Below are 17,060 nucleotides of genomic sequence, written 5' to 3'. Positions count from 1 at the left end.
TCACCGGCAGCGCACCACGAGGTCAGTGGGCGAGCCGGGTCCGCAGCTCCCGCTTGAGGATCTTCTGGGAGGGCCCCATCGGGAGTTCCGGGAGGAAATGGACCACCCGGGGGTACTTGTGGTGGGCCAGGTGTTCCCTGGCCCAGGCGACGAACTGGTCGGAGTCGACGTCGCTCCCGGGCTTCGGGACGACGGCGGCGCAGACCTCCTCGCCCCGCTCGGGATCGGGGATACCGATGACGGCGACCTGGTCGACACCGGGATGACGGGCGAGCACCTCCTCGACCTCGCGCGGGTACACGTTGAACCCGCTACGGATGATGAGATCCTTGCTCCGGTCGACCACGGTGATGAAACCCTCGCGGTCCTTAGTGCCGATGTCGCCGGTGCGGAACCAGCCGTCGACCATGACCTCGGCGGTGGCGTCGGGCCGGTCGAGATAGCCGGCGAAGACGTTGTGCCCGCGGACGACGATCTCACCGAGCTCTCCGGGCGGCAACGGCTCGATCCGATCAGGGTCGGTCGGATCGGTGATCTCGACCTCGACCCCCCAGATCGCGTGCCCCACCGTGCCCGGCCGGGTACCGAAGATATCCTGGTTCAACGCACAGGTCGGGGAGGTCTCCGAGAGCCCGTAGCCCTCGTAGACGGGGGTGTCGAAGACCTTCTCGACCTGCTCCAGAACGGCCACCGGCATCGCGGCGCCGCCGGAGGTACACGACCTCAGCCGCGGCAGCTCGGTGGTTCCGTCGACAGCGCGGAGCAGTTGGATGAACATCGTCGGGACGCCGAGGAAACGGGTCACCCGCTCGCGCACCATGATCTCCAGCGCCGCGGCAGCGTCGAAGCGCGGCTGGAGGACCAGCGTCCCGCCGACGCGGAAGGTCGCGCCCATCACGGCGCTCTGCCCGAAGATGTGGAACAGCGGCAGCACTCCCATGACGACGTCGTCCGGCGACAGCCCGTTGCCGTCGAAGGCGTTGCTGGTCGCGTTCATCACCAGGTTGAGGTGGGTGAGCATGGCGCCCTTCGGCGCCCCCGTGGTTCCGCTGGTGTAGAAGATGACGGCGAGATCCTCGGCCTGCCGCGTGACGAAGGTCGGCAACGGCTCGCTGTCCCCGTGGAGCTCGTCGACGTCGTACGCCGTAGCACCGCTCGCCCGGGCGACGCCGGCCGCGGTGGCGGCGAGTGCTGCGTGGTAGACCACCACGTCGGCGCCGGAGTCGCGCACCAGGTGGGCGGCTTCGCCTTCCGTGAGGAGCGTCGGCACCGGCACCACGACCGCGCCGGCGGCCAGGATCCCGAAGTAGGTCCGCACGAAGCCGACCACGTTCGGGGCGAGCAGCGCCACGCGGTCACCGGGACGTACGCCCCGGTCCGCGAGGGCCGCCGCAACGCCTCGTGCGTCATGCCACAGCTCCGCGTACGTGACCCGGGTGTGCCCCTCGACGAGCGCGACATGGTCGGGTCGGCGACGGGCCGGTTCGGCGAGGACGGAAACTAGGGAGAGCGCCGTCATCACAGCCCCATGTTCTTGGCGATGATGGTCTTCATGACCTCGCTGGTGCCGCCGTAGATGCGGTTGACGCGGTTGTCCGAATACAGGCGCGCGATCGGGTACTCGTTCATGAATCCGTAGCCCCCGTGCAGCTGCAGGCACCGGTCGATCACCTCGCCCGCCACCTCGGTGCAGAACAGCTTTGCCGAAGCCGCCTCGGCGGCCGTCAGCTCTCCGGCGTCCAGCGCCTCGAGCGCCCGGTCGGCGACGGCCTGGGCGGCGTCGACCTTCGCCTGGCAGGCGGCGAGCTCGAACTTGGTGTTCTGGAACGAGGCCACCTCCTTACCGAAGACCGTGCGCTGCTGCGTGTACTCCTTGGCGAAGCGCACGGCGGCCGCGGCCTGGGCGTACGCACCGTAGGCGATGCCCCAACGCTCGGACGGCAGGTTCTGCCCCAGGTAGGAGAAGCCCTGGTTCTCCTCACCGAGCAGGTCCTCGATGGGGACCTTGACGTCGGTGAAGGACAGCTCGGCCGTGTCCGAGGTGCGCAGCCCCACCTTGTCGAGCTTGCGGCCCACTGCGTAGCCCTCGAGCTTCGTGTCTACGGCGAGCAACGAGATGCCGAAGCGACGGTCGTCCTCGCGGGGCGGCGCGGTGCGGGCACAGACGATGACGCGGTCGGCGTGGACGCCGCCGGTGATGAAGGTCTTCGCGCCGTTGAGGACGTAGTGCGAGCCGTCCTCGGAGAGCTTTGCGGAGGTCTTCATGCCCGCCAGGTCCGAGCCGGTACCCGGCTCGGTCATGGCCAGGGCCCACATCGCCTCGCCGGCGACGAACTTCGGCAGGTAGCGCTGCTTCTGCTCGTCGGTCGCGAACATCTTGAGGTAGGGCAGCGCGAGCAGCACGTGCACACCGGAGCCACCGAACGAGACGCCGGCACGCATGGTCTCCTCGTACTGGATGGCCTCGAACTTGTGCGACTCGAGCCCGGCGCCGCCGTACTCCTCGGGCACGTTGATGCCGAACAGTCCCAGGTCGGCCAGCTTGTAGTAGAACTCGCGCGGCACGATGCCGGCGTCGAACCACTCCTGGAAGTTCGGGACGACCTCGGCCTCGATGAAGCCTCGGAGGGTCTGGCGGAACGACTCGTGATCGTCGTCGAAAACGGTCCGGAGCATAGATTCCTCTCTTCCTGCCCGCGCCGTGCGGAGGGGCGGGCGCACAAACCAAACGGCGTTCGATTAAGGCCGACGGTACAGTAATGTGCTCTGGGTCACCGAGAAAAATGCGAAGGAGAGGGTGATGGGCCGACCGCACGTGGCGAAACTCGACCAGCCACGTATCCGCGCGGCCGCGCTCGCCCTCGTCGACGCCGAGGGGCTCGAGGGCATGAGCATGCGCCGGTTGGCTGCCGCGCTCGACGTCACGCCGGCCTCGTTGTACTTCCACTACGCGACCAAAGACGAGTTGCTCGACGCGGTCGCGGCCGAGGTGCTCGCCGACGTCGATACCTCCGGGTTCGACCTGGGATGGGAGGCCGGCCTCCGGTCGTGGACGCGCTCGTTGCGCGCGGCGCTCGCCGCTCATCCGCGGCTGGTGTCGGTGATCTCTCCGTCACCGGGGCGCCGGGCGGACTCGTTGCAGCGGGCGGAGGCGGTGCACGGCGGGTTGGTCGAGAACGGCTGGCCGCCTCGGGAAGCGACCATGATCGGTGCTGCGGGCAGGTACCTGGTGTTCGGTGCAGCGATGGGGTCGTTCGCATTGGGCTTCGCCGCCGACCCGCAGGTGTACGCCGACCGCTACCCGCACCTGGAATCGGCGCACAAGCTCGCCGACCGTGCCGCACAGATCGACCACGACAGTTTCGAGTTCGCACTCGACAACTTCGTCGTCGGCCTGCGCGAACGGTTCGAGCACGTAGCCGTGTCGTGACGCCGGGGGCCCGATCGCCTCGGGTCGGAGTGAGGCTCTGACCCCAGGAACGGATGACGAGGCTCTCGATCGAGAGGGCGCGCCCCGGCCTCACTCCTCACGCAGACAGAACGGATGCCTCACCGGGTCGAAGCACACCACGAAGCGCCCGTCGGGGCTGGGCTGGTGATCGTGCCGCCGCGCTCCGGCGGCGGAAGTTGGGGCGCTCCCCCGGTGCGCTCTGGGAATCGGCGACGACGACGAGGGCCCGCCGCCACTCGAACCGTTCCGCAGCCACCGGGCAAGGCTTATGAGCTTGGACTTATCACGCTAACCGCCCCATCAGGCCGACCGTCCACCCCGGCAGTGCCGCGAGAACTGAAGTTCGCACACCCTTTAGCTGCGAAAACAATCCCGGCTCGATCCCCAACCGCAACAACGAACTTTCATCCGATACCAACCAGTAACCATCCTCTCAACCCGTATACATCTTCGGGCGCGCCTCCCGGCGCCCGGCACACCGCCGAACCGTCCCCTAGAAGCCTCAGGAGTCCCATGCCCTCGAATCTCTCGCTGTCCCGTCGTCGCTTCCTGGCGAGTACCGGGCTGGCCACCGGCGCTGCAGCAGCTGCATCGCTGGTGTTGTCGTCGTCCTCGTCCGCCGCCCCGCTCCCCCACCGCGCGCTGGCCGACGACGACCGTCTCCCCGCCCTGGTGATCGGCAGCGGCTACGGCGGCGCCGTGGCGGCGCTGCGCCTGACGCAGGCGGGGATCGCGACCCACATCGTGGAGATGGGCCGCAGCTGGGACACGCCGGGCCCGGACGGCAAGATCTTCTCGGGGATGCTCAATCCGGACAAGCGCTCCACCTGGCTCGCGGACACCACCAGCCAGCCGGTAAGCAACTTCATGGGCTTCGGGATCGACAAGAAGGTGGAGCGCTACGTCGGGGCCCTCGACGCCGAGAAGTTCTCGGGGGTCAAGGTCTACCAGGGCCGCGGTGTGGGCGGCGGCTCGCTGGTCAACGGCGGCATGGCGGTCACGCCCAAGCGCAGCCACTTCGAACACATCCTCCCGAACGTCGACTCGGCCCAGATGTACCGCTCAAAAGCCACCGGATCGGCACCGAGGGACTAATGAGCTCAAGACGATTAAGTCGCCGGGGCCACGGAGGGGGAGCCCGCAGCCGCCGGCGACTCTGTCGCGCACGATGAAGGATCGCGACCAAACGCGGTCAGCGTAGTCCGCATCGTTGCGGAGCCGGCGACACCTCGAGGGGGGATAAGGCTACGCCACCGACTGCCAGCGACATTATCCGCAGAGTGGCTACTACACAACTGTCAAGTTTGTATGCATGCCTAACGAATCAAGGCCCGTCAGTGCGGGCCTCCGCCTCCCGCAGCGCGCACAGGCAGGCCCGGCCAACCTGTTGATTCATCAGCAGCGCGAGTCGATCGCGTCCTATTGTCAACCAACACCTCCGTATTCCCCTCACGAAGGACCGCCATGACCACGCAGACCATCGACATCCCGCACTTGGGCGGCTCGACCGTCGGCTACAAGTTCGGCCGCGACTACGACCCCTCACTGCCCACCCTGGTGATGGCCAACTCGTTCACCACGTCCGTGGAGCTGTACCGTCCGCAGTTCGCTGACGAGGCGCTCAGTTCCCGGATGAACCTGCTGGCGATCGAGCCGTACGGGCACGGCGCCACCCGCTCGCGGTACCGGCACTTCACCTACTGGGACAGCGCGATCGCCAACCTGCAGGTGCTCGACGCGTTGGGTATCGACACGGCATTCGCGCTGGGAACCTCGCAGGGCGGGTGGATCGTCACCCGGATGGCGTTGCTCGACCCCGACGCGATCCGCGGCATCGTCGTGGTCGGGACCTCGATGGACTACGAGAGCCAGGCCAGCATGGAGCGCGGCTGCTGGGACGGCTCCGACTTCTGCAGCCCGGCGATCGACGCACTCGCAGCGCCCGTCGGCGACGACTGGGTGGTCGACGACGACTTCGTCCTGGGCGTTCTCGCCGCCGGCCTCGGCGAGAACATCTCCGACGCGGAGAAGCAGTTCTGGCTCGACACCTACCGCACCAACTATCGCGGCGACGAGGGCCGGCATCGCCTGCGCACCGCCAGCATCAACCTCCGCGACCGCGACGGCCTCGAGGCCCGGCTCGACGGCGTCACCTGCCCGGCGCTGTGGCTCCAGGGCACGGCCGATCAGGTGTACTCCGTGGCCAACGCCGAGGACGGCATCACGCGCTTCACCAACTCCCCCTCCGCCGAACTGCAGATCGTCGACGGTGGCCAGCACTTCCTCACGGCATCAGATCCCGATACCGCCAACACCGCGACCCTGGCATTCGTCGAGAAGTGGAGCTGACGTCACCGGGCAGTGAGTGACTCCCCGATCGCCTGGACGTACGCGTACTCGTCGCCGAACAGCAGCTGATCGGCCTTCGCCCGCCGGAAGTAGTGGTGCAGCGGATGCTCCCAGGTGAACCCGATCCCCCCGTGCACCTGGATCGCCTCCTCCGCCGCCGTCATCGCCGCCCGCGAGGCCAACACCCGGGACGCCGCGGCGAGGTCGGCCACCTCCGCGGCGCTCGGCCCGTCAGAACCCTGCTCGGCGCCACCCGAGGCGTCCAGCACGGTGGCCTCGGCCAGCTCGATCGCGACGAGCAGGTCCACGAGCTTGTGCTTGATGCCCTGGAAGGAGCCGATCGTCCGCCCGAACTGCTGACGCGTCCCCGCGTACTCCACCGCCATCTCCAGGCACCTCCGCGCGAGGCCCACCTGCTCCGCGGCCGGCGCGATGAGGATGCGCGAGCGCACCCCCTCGAGACGAGACGCGACATCCGGCCCCGAGATACGGCGCGCCGTCACCCCGTCCAACTCGACGGTCGCGAGCTGGCGGGTGCCGTCCAGTTGCTCGCCGACCGTCCGCCGCACGCCGGGCGCCGAGCCCTCGACAAGGGCGAGCTCGTTCTCATCGAGGCCGTAGATCATGAACGAGACCCTCGGGCGGATCGTCGAGGCCCCATGGCCATGACGCCTTCCAATTCAGCTACGCCCTCCCTTCAACGCGCGATCTACGACGCTGTCAATCCCAGGCGGCTTATCCCGGTCGAGTCCCGCGAATAGCCCCTCGGATAACCCGGTTCCGTGCCTACTATCGCGAGGAGGTTGATCTCTTGCGCACGATCCCACCTAGAACAGAACGGACCTACCGTGACCTCTGCTGTCGCCAATATCGCCGCCTGGACCTTCGTCGCAGAGTGCCCGATTCCAGAAGATATCGGGCCTCTGCTCGTTCAAGGTGAGCAGCCGATCGCCGCGTACAAGACATTCCGTGACTCGGCGATCTTCACCACCAAGCGCCTCATCGTGCGGGACGCGCAGGGCCTGACAGGCAAGAAGGTCGAGATCTACTCCTTGCCGTACAACGCGATCAACATGTGGTCGTCCGAGAACGCGGGGCGAATGCTCGACTTTAACTCCGAACTCGAACTGTGGACACGGGCTGGCCACATCAAGATCAACCTGAACCGGGGCGTCGACATCCGGAAGCTCGACCACCTCATCGCGCACGTCGTACTGAATGGGTAGCCCATCGCAAGACCTTGCAGCTAGGCCGACTTCTTGGGCGGGGTCTTCCGCGCCGTGCTCTTCTTGGCGGTCGACTTTTTCGCAGTTGATTTCTTGGCCGGCTCCTTCTTCGCCGGCTCCTTCTTTGCCGCTGCCTTCTTGGCGGGAGCCTTCTTCGCCGCCGTCTTCTTGGCCGGGGTCTTCCTTGCCGAGCTCGAGCTGCGCTTCTTGGCCGACGACTTCTTCCCGGAGCCGGAGTCCTCGTCGTCGTCGTCTTCGTTGTCGCTGTCGTCTGCGTCGCCGCCGCGATCCTTCACACTCGCCCGCAGGGCGGCAAGCAGGTCGGCGACCTCGTCGTCACCGTCGTCGTCGCTCGCCTCCTCACGCTCCTCGACCGTGAACGCCTCTCCCCCGGCCGCCTTGGCCTCGATGAGCTCCTTGAGCTGAGTCTGGTAGTCGTCCTCGTACTTCTCCGGCTCAAAGTCCGCCGCCATCGTCTCGATCAGCGAGGCCGCCATCTTGACCTCCTGCGGCCGGACCTTCGCCTCCTTGTCCAGGCCCTCCAGGATCGCCGGGCGGATCTCATCCGGCCACAGCAACGTCTGCAACATCAGCACATCCTTGTACACCCGCAGCGCGCACAGGCGGGTCCGGTTTCGCAGGGTGAACGTGCAGATCGCCAACCGGTCCGTCGACTCGAGCGCCTCGCGCATCAGCACGTACGCCCGGTTCGACCGCGACGCCGGCTCGAGGAAGTAGGCGTTGTCGAAGGCCACCGGATCGACCTGGTCGGCCGGGACGAACTCGGTCACCTCGATCTCGTGGGACTGCTCCACCGGCAGACTCGCCAGATCCTCCTTGGTGAGGATGACCATCTCGCCGTCCTCCGACTCGTACGCCTTGGCGATGTCGGAGAACTCGACCTCCTCACCGTTGTCGTCCCGCACCTTCTTGTAGCGGATGCGCACGCCGTCCTTCTTATCGACCTGCCGCGCGTGCAAGTCGTGGTCCTCCGTCGCCGAATACACCTTGACCGGCACGTTCACCAGACCAAAGGAGACCTCGCCCTTCCAGATGGATCGCATGGGATGAGTATGCGATATCGGGGCGTGTGGCGCCGCCGGTCGCAGGCAGGCGCACCTGGAATGCTGTGGTGCATGCCCGCCGACGTCGGTCCTCTCCTCCTGCTGGTCGCGGCGGCGTCCGTCATCCTCGGCACGGTCCTGCAGCGGGTCAGCGGGATGGGCGTCGGGCTCGTGGTCTCGCCGACGTTGGCGCTGCTGCTGGGGCCCGTCGCCGGAGTGCTGCTGACCAACATCACGACCACCGTCTCCGCGGCCCTCATCGCGATCACGCTGTGGCGCGACATCGACTGGCGCCGCTACCTCCACCTGGCGCCGCTGATCGTCGTGGGGTCCGTGCCCGGCGCGCTCCTCGTGGGCGCTGCCGACCGCAGCTGGCTCGAGGTGGTGATCGGCGCCGCTCTGCTGGGCACGCTCGTCTTCACCGCTCTCGTGCGCATCCCGCCGGTGGGCGGTCGGTGGCCGGCCGCAGTCGCCGGGACGGCCGGAGGATTCCTCAACACCGCGGTGGGCGTGGCCGCGCCCGCGATGCTGGTCTACGCGCAGGCGACGGGGTGGAACCAGCGGTCCTTCGCCGCCACCCTGCAGCCAATCTTCTTCACCATGGGCGCGACGTCCGTCATCACCAAGGTCGGCCTCGGCGCCGCGCCGATCTCCGGACTGCCGCCGATCGGCGTGATCGGGCTCGTCGTGGCGATGGTTCCGGTCGGCATTCTCCTGGGCGGCATGGTGGCCACGCGAGTGTCCGCGATGGTGGGGCGACGGGTCGCCGTCGTCGTCGTCACCCTCGGGGCTCTCACCCTCCTCGGGCGAGGGATCGGGGGGTTGGCCGGGGTCCTCTGAACGGTGGGCCGACCTCGCCGTGACGGCCGACGCGCCGCGGGCCTGTTCGCGCCGAGGGGACACAATGGGGCCATGGCATCCCCGGAACAGCGCGCACAGTTCGAACGATTCGCCCCGCTCCTGGTCCGAGAGGGCGTCGACGTACAGACCGCGACCGTCGCCGACCTCCAGGCCGGCATGGAACGCGCGCAGCAGCGCCACAAGGCCGCCGTCGAGCAGGTCCGGGCCGTTCTCTACGCCCACGAACGGGGCGACACCTCTGCCGCCGGCGAGCTCCTCGAAGCCCTGGAGTTGACCGCCGAGGCCTCTCCCCCGCCGATCCCCGACGCCCTGACCGTGGCCTCCCGCTTCGCGCAGCTCGCTCAGTCGGTGGCGCCGGAGCTGCCCGCCGCCGTCATCGCCACGGTCCGCGACAGCGCACGGCTTCCCGACGCCCCGGACGGCATGGCAGGCCTGTGCGATGCGGTCCTGCTCGACTGCGACGCAACCTCCGGCATGCGCACCGTGATCGGCGAACACGGGCTGGCGTCCGCCCTCTACGCGGCCGCGGCCATGACCAGCGCGGCGTTCACCCTGTGGTCGAAGCAATCGGGGCGGTCGATGGACGACCTCATCAGTAGCCACGCCTGAGCGGCGGGGTGGCCACGCGGGTGTCCGCGACGGTCGCGCGACGGGTTGCCGTCGTCGTCGTCACCCTCGGGGCTCTCACCCTCCTGGGGCGAGGGACCGGGGGCCCGGCCGGAATGTTCTAGATGGGCGCGTGGTTACTCGGCGGGGAAGCAGTCACTCGTACCACCAATCCAGCGGAGCCGTCCGGACTCACGGGGACCGCGGGAAAGAGGAACAATGACCGTCTCAACCAGCACCGTCCGCGCCGTCGGAGTGACGACCTACGGGGGCCCAGACGCCCTGCAGGTCGTCGATGTCCCCACCCAGGAGCTCGGGCCGACCGACGTCCGCGTGCGCGTCACGGCCGCAACCATTAACCCCACCGACACCTACACGCGCAACGGTTCTCGTTCGAAGACCGGAACCCCGCGTGGAGCTGCAGACGTCCCGGGAATGGACATCGCGGGAACCCTCGTCGAGATCGGCGAGAACGCGCAGACCTCCCTGTCGGTCGGCGACCGGGTCATGGGGATCGTGGTTCCCCGCGACGAGCACGGTGCGTATCGCGAGGACATCGTCCTGCCTGCGCAGTCGATCGCCGCCGCGCCCCGCGATGCCGACGACGTCGCCGCGTCGACGCTCCCGATGAACGGGCTCACCGCTCGGCGCGCTCTCGACCTGCTGGGGTTGAAGCCCGGTGAGGTGCTGGCAGTCACCGGCGCGGCCGGATCGACCGGTGGATATGTGGTGCAGCTGGCCAAGCATGCCGGGCTGGTGGTTGTAGCCGACTCATCTGAGGCGGACGAGGAGCTGGTCCGGTCCCTCGGCGCCGATCAGATCGTCCGGCGGGGCGACGGCGTCGCCGACCGCATCCTCGAGCTCTACCCCGACGGCGTCGATGGGCTCTTCGACGGAGCCGTGCAGGACGCCGCCGTGCTCCCCGCGGTCAAGACCGGCGGCGGGGTCGCGACGGTGCGGTGGTACCAGGGCGACGGCAGCCGCGACCTCAAGGTCCACGCCGTGAGCGTGGCGGATATGGCCAAGGAGCAGGGCAAGCTCGACGAGCTGCGGCAGTTGGCGGAAGACGGCGTGGTCACCCTCCGTGTTGCGGACAGCTACGCGCCCGAGGACGCGTGGCGGGCGCACGAGCGGCTCGAAGCCGGCGGGACTCGGGGGCGGTTGGTTATCGACTTCACGCGGTGATGGTGGGGGCACGTTGCCTCGCGGATCGATGTCGCCTCGCGAATCAGTGATATGCACCGCGCCGCGCGGATGTTCATCTTGAGGGGACACAATGGAGCCATGGTTTCCTGGGAACAGCGCGCATAGTTCGAGCGTGTCGCGCCGCTCCTGGTCCGCGAGGGAGTCGATATGCGAACCGCGACCGTGGCCGACCTCGAGGCCCTGACCGTGACCTCCCGCTTCGCTCAACTCGCCCAGTCGGTTGCGCCGGAGCTGCCCGCTGCCGTCATCGCCAAGGTCCGCGACAGTGCCGGCGTTCCTGACGCCCCCGGAGGGCATGGCAGACCTGTGCGATGCGGTCCTGCTCGACTGCGACGCCTCCTCCGGCATGCGCACCGTGATCGGCGAGCACGGGCTGACGTCCGCCCTCTACGCGGCCGCGGCCATGACCAGCGCGGCGTTCGGCCTGTGGTCGAGGCACTTGGGGCAGTCGATGGACACACTCATCAGTAGCCACGCCTGACCTGACCGGAATGTGAAAATCCGGAACCTATGGAGACTGCGGCGCTCGCGGGGTGGACATATCTTGTCGTCGTCCCGCGCGCCCTACTAACCCCAGTGATTCACGGACCGTGAGGACTGCTGCTGCTGTGCGACCGCGGGGTTGATTTCGCGTGTGGGCGGGCGAGCGTGCCGGCTGGCGCTGCCGGTGGGCGGGTCTCCGGTGGTGCGGTCGAGGGCGGGCAGGTGAGATCAGGCGGGGCTGGGGGATCGCGGGGCGGTGACCTCATCAAGCGTGCGCCACACCGTCGGGGCCGACGCCACCGGACCCAGGACGCCGGATTGGTGGCGCATGAGAGTGGCACCCCACTGACGCCGGTCGACACCCCCAATGACGCCGATCGACACCCCCAATCCCGTCCGCTGAGTCGGCTGGGGGTCCCGCTGGCGCGCCGCTACTCCTAGCGTTTGTTCCATTCCGACGCCCCACTGTTCGACTTTCTCGTCGACGGCCCACCAAGGAGTAACTCCGATGCGTATTGCGCCTTTCCTTCTCCCAGCGACCCTCGCCGTGGTCATCGCGGGGGCGTCAGCCCCCATCGCGTCCGCTCAGGACCACAACCCGTTCAATAGCCCGTCCACCCTGACGCTCCTCGACGACACCGACCCCGACAAGGTGTTGTTCGAGTATCACAATCAAACTGACATGACGCTCACGTGCTGGGTTTACTTCTATAGCCCTGAGAGGGCCTCCGAACTACGGGACATCGTTAAGGACCTGACCGATCCCGTCGAGATCGCCTCGGCCTTCTCCACCTACGTGTCGTCGAACCTCCCCACTCCATCAAGTGTGGGGTTCGATGTTGCTGAGGGCGAAAAATACAACCGTGCCTTTTCAATCCGCAGCCCCCGCCCGGTCGCGTTGGCCTCGCGCTGCGGCGAATTGGGATATGTCGCCAGTCCTGAGCATTACCTCGAAGTCGAATTCGATACCACTACCGAATCGACCGACCCAGCGGAGACGGGACCCATCGGTTCACTTGACCTCGGTTCGGTAACAGCCCTGTTCGGCTCCTGACGCCGACACCAGAGCTTCACCTACCCCGGCCACGACCCGATGCCACCTAGAGTAAGGCGCTCACCTACTTCCGGAGGACTGAGACTGCAGTCTCCAACCTCGACCAACGTGCACTTGGCCTCCCGCCTCGCCACGCCTACGCTTAAGAAAAAGGTGAGCGTGGGCGGGGTGAGGCATGGCGCAGACGTCTGGCCGGGACTTCGTCTGGCCACTCATCGATCGCACAGAGATCTCGTCGGAGCTCACCCGGGCGCTGGAGTCGAGACGGACCATCGTTGTCTCCGGTCGCTCGGGCGTAGGCAAGACCCGGCTCGTAACTGATCTCACTGCGGAGCTCCCGGGGTTGGCGAGGATCGCGGGCACTCCCACATTCCCGGCGATCCCGGGAGCTGCGATCTCTGCATTGGTCCAGAGCCGGGACACCGTCTTCCCGACGGCGGGGCTTATTGCTGCGCTGAGTCAGATGGTTCTGCGTCGCAAGCTCGACACGATCGTCATCGACGATGCACACGACCTGGACGAGGTGTCCGCAACGGCTCTCCATCACTGCTCGGAGGTCCACGACCTGCGCATGGTCCTCGTAGTCAGGGAGGGGCGCACTCTTCCCGCGGCTTTCCAGTCTGCGATCCGCCGGGAGGGCACCGCGTGGATTCAGGTCCCCGACGCAACTCCGGACGAAGTCGAGGAAATCCTCCGGCGCGCGTTGGTCCCCGCCGTCAGCACTGCCGCCGTCGAACATCTGCGACGGGCCAGCGAAGGCAACCTCCTGTACCTGCGCCACCTCGTCGAAGGCTCCGTCCGCTCGGGGGCGCTGTCCGCGGACTACGACCTATGGTCCTTCCGACGCCCGCCCGAGGGCACGCCCCTACTCAAGAACATGCTGCGTCGGCGCTTCGCGTCTTTGTCCGCCGCGGCGCGGGAGCTCGCGGACCTCTTGGCCGTGGCCGGACCTGTGCCGCCTGACGTGCTCGCACTGCTTGGCCCGGAGGCTGCCGCGGAGGAACTCGAGGATGCCGAACTTCTGGCACCTCCGGACGACACCGACACCGTCAAGCTGGCGCATCCTGTGTATCGAGACTGGCTCGCCGCTGATCTCGGCGTGAGGCGTCGTCGCAGACTGCTCTCGACCCTCATCGACTCGGTGGAGTCCGGACCACGCGACGCCGGGACGGACCTTCGCCTAGCGGTCTGGCGCCGCGAGTCCGGCCGGCACACCCTGCCGGAAGAGGCACTGTCGGCTGCGAGCACCGCATTCGCCGGGCGACAGCCGCAACTCGCCGTCGAACTCGCCACTCACGCCTGGGAACAAGCCGACCCCGGGTGGGAGAATCGGGGCAGGGCGGGGCTTCTCGCGGCACGATGCCACGAACAGCTGGGGGACGCCCGCCGCGCCGTAGCCCTGTACCGGGACATCAAACGAGCAGACGTCCCAGCGATCATCAAAGCGAAGGCAGCTGCGCGCCGCGCGGAGTGCCTCCGGGCGCAACTCGGCGACCAGGCCTCGGCACAGCGCGTTCTTGCAGAGGCCGCTGCGGAGTTCACTGACAACCCCTCGGGCCACCTCCTGCAGACCCAGGTCGCGACCGGCCTGTTCTGCGACGGCGACCTGTCGGCGGCAACCGCAATCACTGCTCCGCTGCTCGACACAGTGACTGCCCCTGACGTGCAAGCGAGCGCCGCCGTGGTCGCCTCCCGTTGCCTCGTCCACCTCGACCGGCCCGGCGACGTCGTCAAGCTGTCCGCCCGGATGTCGGCACTGTTTGACGACCCCGACGTACTTGCCGTGACCACCCCGGAGATCGTCGTCCACGCAGAGGCGATGGCACTGGCCCGACTCGGACACCGAACCGCCGCCGACGAGATCATCGGCCGGCTGTCCCGGCTCGACCTCACGCTGTCGTCACCGATCGCCGGGGCGTTCGCCGACTTCGCGCGCGGGGCCGTCGCCCTGCTCACCGACCGACCGGCCGAGGCGGAGAAGGCCTTCACCCGCAGCGCCGCCGCCGCGTTCCACGAAGCGGAGCTCCCCGGGTACGCCGAATGGTGCGAGATCGCCGCACTGGTCGCCGCGACGGACCTTGGTCGCAGCGACCTCGAGGAGCGGCTCGCCCGCATCGTCGACCACCGGCAGCCCGACTTCAGCCTGTTCACACCGGAATTGCTGCGGGCCGAGGCACGCGTACGCTCCCTGGCCGGGGTCTCCGACGAGGCGAGACGCACGTGGCGTCGCGCGGCCGAAGTCGCGGCGTCGCGCCAGGACTGGTTGAGCGCAGTAGAGACGGGCTTGGATCTGCTCGGAGCCGGGCAGCTCGACGAGCTCGACAACGTACTACCTGCCCTTCCGCCGCCGACGTCGCCGTCGGCTCAGGCGCTGCGAGCCGGAGCCCGGGCCGCGCGGAGCGAGCCCACAGAGCTCGGACGAGTTGCAGACACGATCGCCCCATCACGACCGGCGCGGGCCGCGGATATGTGGGCGCTCGCCGCAAGGACCGCTTACTCGTGCGGCGATCCGGCCGCCGCTGCGTTCGGCGCCCGCGCCCGACGCCTCGCCGGGTCCGTCCCCGGACTCACCCGACCACGGTGCTGGCTGCCCGTGGTGCTCAGCGCCCGTGAGGAGGAGATCGCGGTACTGGCGGCGGAGGGGCTCAGCAACCCGGCCATCGCGCGCAAGCTCGGGCTCGCCACCAAGACCGTGGAGAATCACCTCGGCCACGCCTTCTCCAAGCTCGGTATCAGCGGTCGCGACGGCCTGGCCGAGACACTGGGCCTGGACGTCGGCTGCCTCACCCCGGACGGACAAATCCTTAGCAGGGCACCCATTAGCCCCGGTGATTCACGGACCGGGAGGACTGCTGCTGTTGTGCGACGGCGGGGTTGACTTCGCGTGTGGGCGTGCGAGAGTGCCGGCTGGCGCTGCCGGTGGGCGGGTCTCCGGTGGTGCGGTTGAGGGCGGGCAGGTGAGATCAGGCGGGCTGGGGGATCGCGGCGATCGTATTGAAGACGGCGACGATGGCGGTCGCCCCCGGCCACGTTTCGAGGATCTTCACAGCACGCCCGTCACTCACCGACGTACGGATTCGTCGCGGCGTGTCGACGCATCCGGGCGGGAACCACCATGAGCATCGCCACGACCAGCACGGCCATCACGGCAGCAGCCACGGACCCCAAACGGCTCCGAGGACCAACGTGAAGATCAGAGCCACCAGGCCGATCAACGCGATTGACAGGATCGCCAATCCGACGCGGGCGAGCGTCGCCGACAGTCGCAGGACCAGGTCCTTGCGGTGGGAGTGGAACACCGCGCGATGAATCATGACCGGCGCCAATAGGATCACGGTCGAGACCAGAGCGAGCGACAGGACCACCGGGTAGAGCACCCGGCCACCTCCGCCGATCTCGGAAAACCGCTCCTGGAAGGGCAGCACCAGCAGAAAGCCGGTCAGCACCTGGCCGCCGGTCTGGACGATGCGCAGTTCCTGGAGCAGCTCTATCCTGCGGTCGATCCGCTGAGCCTCGGTCTCGTTGCGTTCTCCGTCTGCCTCACCGTGCATGCCGGTCCTCTCACCGCGTGGCTGCCCTTTGTGGGATAGCTGATCGATTCCCTCGGCTGACCGCGGTGCGCTCGGCGCCCACGCAGAGACAACGGCGCAAAGCGCAAGGCTGCCGCAAATTTTAGATTGTTGGTAACCTCATCCACATTCGGCACGCGGCTTTTCTGGAGCTGAATTCGATCGCTCCCGTTCAAAGGAGTTTCATGGCTAATCGAGTGGACGGCGGCACCTTTACCGTCGAAATAGAACAAAAGGCCATGCAATGGTCTTCTACCCTGGTCAAAGCGACCTGGGCGATAATAGTGGTGGGCGTTATCGTGGGCGGCATCCTCTGGGTGACTATCGACGGTGCGACCGGGCAGGACGTAGGCGCGCTCGCCTGGGTAATCAGTTTCTCGGCCGCCATCGCCGTGATGTCCATCCGCCAGATTATTCTGGCAGAAAGGCAGTAGCGCGCCATGTTGATGCAAGGCATTACTTACAACACAACGATGGGCCTCGCGGTGGGCATCATCTTGATTCTCGCCGTGCTGTTCCTGCGCGTAATGCAGACAAACACCGGCCGGTCTGTGGCCGGTTTCGGCTGGGGATTCATCTTTTCCGGTGCATTCTTGGGGGCCACCGGCCTGCACATGACCCTGACCTGGCCACTCGAGCAGATCGACGGTGTCTTCTGCTGCGCAGTCGATAACGTCACCTTTGGCGAGCCGGCTGCCTTCTACGGGATACTGACATTGATCGCAGGCCTCGCCATCCTGCGCGCAGAAGACCGTGCGGACCGCGGTATCCGGGCAATGGACCTGGTCGGCACTCTCCGCCCCCTGCTTTACATTGCAGCCGTCGGTGGCTTTGGTCTGATCCTGTTCGGCATTGCTGGTCTGCACTTCGGTCAGTGGCGCCCGCCGGAGGTTGAGCCAATCGCCCGACTTCTCTCCGGTTCCCTGATCGAGCCGCTCATGGTCTTCTCCATGTACGTCTTCACCGGCATCGCGGCAATACTGTCGCCATTCGCGTTGACCAACAAGTTGGTCAGCCGCATCTTTATTGTGCTGGCCTGGGTGTTCGGCATGGCATGGATACTGCTCGGCCTGACGCTCTTTTACGGTCACGTCGGGTTCTTCCCGTACCCGTTCAATAATCCGGACGTCATGCACCCATAGCACAGATCAGGGTTCGCATTGCTCGTCGCGGTGCACTTCGGAACCGGAA

17 protein-coding genes are annotated in these 17,060 nt (G+C 67.4%); 12 read left to right on the top strand and 5 right to left on the bottom strand.

The window, feature by feature from the left end; all coding sequences use genetic code 11:
* Positions 1-22: 22 nt before the first annotated feature.
* On the bottom strand, positions 23-1,519 hold the full coding sequence (locus AC3DEV_RS01135; protein ID WP_488371032.1) for a long-chain-fatty-acid--CoA ligase: 1,497 nt from the start codon (positions 1,517-1,519) through the stop codon (positions 23-25).
* Positions 1,519-2,676 (bottom strand): acyl-CoA dehydrogenase family protein, encoded by a 1,158-nt coding sequence (locus tag AC3DEV_RS01130; protein ID WP_488371031.1) that lies wholly within the window; start codon positions 2,674-2,676, stop codon positions 1,519-1,521. The genes AC3DEV_RS01135 and AC3DEV_RS01130 overlap by 1 nt, the downstream gene beginning before the upstream one ends.
* A 124-nt stretch (positions 2,677-2,800) precedes the next feature.
* On the opposite strand from AC3DEV_RS01130, the gene AC3DEV_RS01125 reads away from it, so the two are divergent.
* From AC3DEV_RS01125 to AC3DEV_RS01115, 3 genes are all read left to right on the top strand, one after another.
* Positions 2,801-3,430: a TetR/AcrR family transcriptional regulator gene (locus AC3DEV_RS01125; RefSeq protein WP_407334922.1), complete on the top strand. Its 630-nt coding sequence runs from the start codon at positions 2,801-2,803 to the stop codon at positions 3,428-3,430.
* A gap of 534 nt (positions 3,431-3,964) precedes the next feature.
* On the top strand, positions 3,965-4,546 hold the full coding sequence (locus tag AC3DEV_RS01120) for a twin-arginine translocation signal domain-containing protein (protein WP_488371030.1): 582 nt from the start codon (positions 3,965-3,967) through the stop codon (positions 4,544-4,546).
* Between the two features lie 369 nt (positions 4,547-4,915).
* The gene (locus tag AC3DEV_RS01115) at positions 4,916-5,800 is read left to right on the top strand and encodes an alpha/beta fold hydrolase (protein WP_488371029.1); all 885 of its coding nucleotides are present in this window, start codon (positions 4,916-4,918) and stop codon (positions 5,798-5,800) included.
* A gap of 2 nt (positions 5,801-5,802) precedes the next feature.
* Here AC3DEV_RS01115 and AC3DEV_RS01110 read toward each other — a convergent pair whose 3' ends face one another.
* Positions 5,803-6,426 carry an acyl-CoA dehydrogenase family protein gene (locus tag AC3DEV_RS01110; RefSeq protein ID WP_488371028.1) on the bottom strand — a complete coding sequence of 208 codons (624 nt, stop codon included), beginning with the start codon at positions 6,424-6,426 and terminating at the stop codon, positions 5,803-5,805.
* A gap of 222 nt (positions 6,427-6,648) precedes the next feature.
* On the opposite strand from AC3DEV_RS01110, the gene AC3DEV_RS01105 reads away from it, so the two are divergent.
* A complete protein-coding gene (locus tag AC3DEV_RS01105; RefSeq protein ID WP_096906852.1) occupies positions 6,649-7,026 on the top strand; it encodes a PH domain-containing protein in 378 nt (125 codons plus the stop codon).
* A gap of 20 nt (positions 7,027-7,046) precedes the next feature.
* On the opposite strand, the gene ku is transcribed toward AC3DEV_RS01105, so the two are convergent.
* Positions 7,047-8,090 carry a non-homologous end joining protein Ku gene (gene ku / locus AC3DEV_RS01100; protein ID WP_488371027.1) on the bottom strand — a complete coding sequence of 348 codons (1,044 nt, stop codon included), beginning with the start codon at positions 8,088-8,090 and terminating at the stop codon, positions 7,047-7,049.
* 72 nt (positions 8,091-8,162) lie between these two features.
* On the opposite strand from ku, the gene AC3DEV_RS01095 reads away from it, so the two are divergent.
* The 6 genes from AC3DEV_RS01095 (at position 8,163) to AC3DEV_RS01070 (ending at position 15,178) form a co-directional block, all read left to right on the top strand.
* Positions 8,163-8,930, top strand: a complete 768-nt coding sequence (locus AC3DEV_RS01095; protein WP_488371026.1) for a TSUP family transporter — start codon at positions 8,163-8,165, stop codon at positions 8,928-8,930.
* 72 nt (positions 8,931-9,002) lie between these two features.
* A complete protein-coding gene (locus AC3DEV_RS01090; RefSeq protein WP_488371025.1) occupies positions 9,003-9,560 on the top strand; it encodes a hypothetical protein in 558 nt (185 codons plus the stop codon).
* 216 nt (positions 9,561-9,776) lie between these two features.
* The gene (locus AC3DEV_RS01085) at positions 9,777-10,742 is read left to right on the top strand and encodes an NADP-dependent oxidoreductase (RefSeq protein ID WP_488371024.1); all 966 of its coding nucleotides are present in this window, start codon (positions 9,777-9,779) and stop codon (positions 10,740-10,742) included.
* Between the two features lie 286 nt (positions 10,743-11,028).
* Positions 11,029-11,244, top strand: coding sequence for a hypothetical protein (locus AC3DEV_RS01080; protein ID WP_472981710.1), 216 nt, complete (start codon positions 11,029-11,031; stop codon positions 11,242-11,244).
* Positions 11,245-11,754: 510 nt separating this feature from the next.
* Positions 11,755-12,300, top strand: a complete 546-nt coding sequence (locus AC3DEV_RS01075) for a hypothetical protein (RefSeq protein WP_488371023.1) — start codon at positions 11,755-11,757, stop codon at positions 12,298-12,300.
* 175 nt (positions 12,301-12,475) lie between these two features.
* Entirely contained in the window at positions 12,476-15,178 is a 2,703-nt protein-coding gene (locus AC3DEV_RS01070; protein ID WP_488371022.1) for a LuxR C-terminal-related transcriptional regulator, read from the top strand.
* A 265-nt stretch (positions 15,179-15,443) separates the two neighbouring features.
* Here AC3DEV_RS01070 and AC3DEV_RS01065 read toward each other — a convergent pair whose 3' ends face one another.
* Positions 15,444-15,851 (bottom strand): DUF6328 family protein, encoded by a 408-nt coding sequence (locus tag AC3DEV_RS01065; protein ID WP_241729324.1) that lies wholly within the window; start codon positions 15,849-15,851, stop codon positions 15,444-15,446.
* Positions 15,852-16,054: 203 nt separating this feature from the next.
* On the opposite strand from AC3DEV_RS01065, the gene AC3DEV_RS01060 reads away from it, so the two are divergent.
* Together AC3DEV_RS01060 and AC3DEV_RS01055 are read left to right on the top strand one after the other, a co-directional pair.
* Positions 16,055-16,303 (top strand): hypothetical protein, encoded by a 249-nt coding sequence (locus AC3DEV_RS01060; RefSeq protein ID WP_488371021.1) that lies wholly within the window; start codon positions 16,055-16,057, stop codon positions 16,301-16,303.
* Positions 16,304-16,309: 6 nt separating this feature from the next.
* Positions 16,310-17,011, top strand: a complete 702-nt coding sequence (locus AC3DEV_RS01055; protein WP_488371020.1) for a DUF981 family protein — start codon at positions 16,310-16,312, stop codon at positions 17,009-17,011.
* Positions 17,012-17,060 lie beyond the last annotated feature (49 nt).

The organism is Dietzia sp. IBK-p2-15D (genome assembly GCF_057773105.1).
The sequence above is the reverse complement of the archived record's forward strand: the minus strand, read 5'-3'. Positions and strand labels throughout refer to the sequence as shown.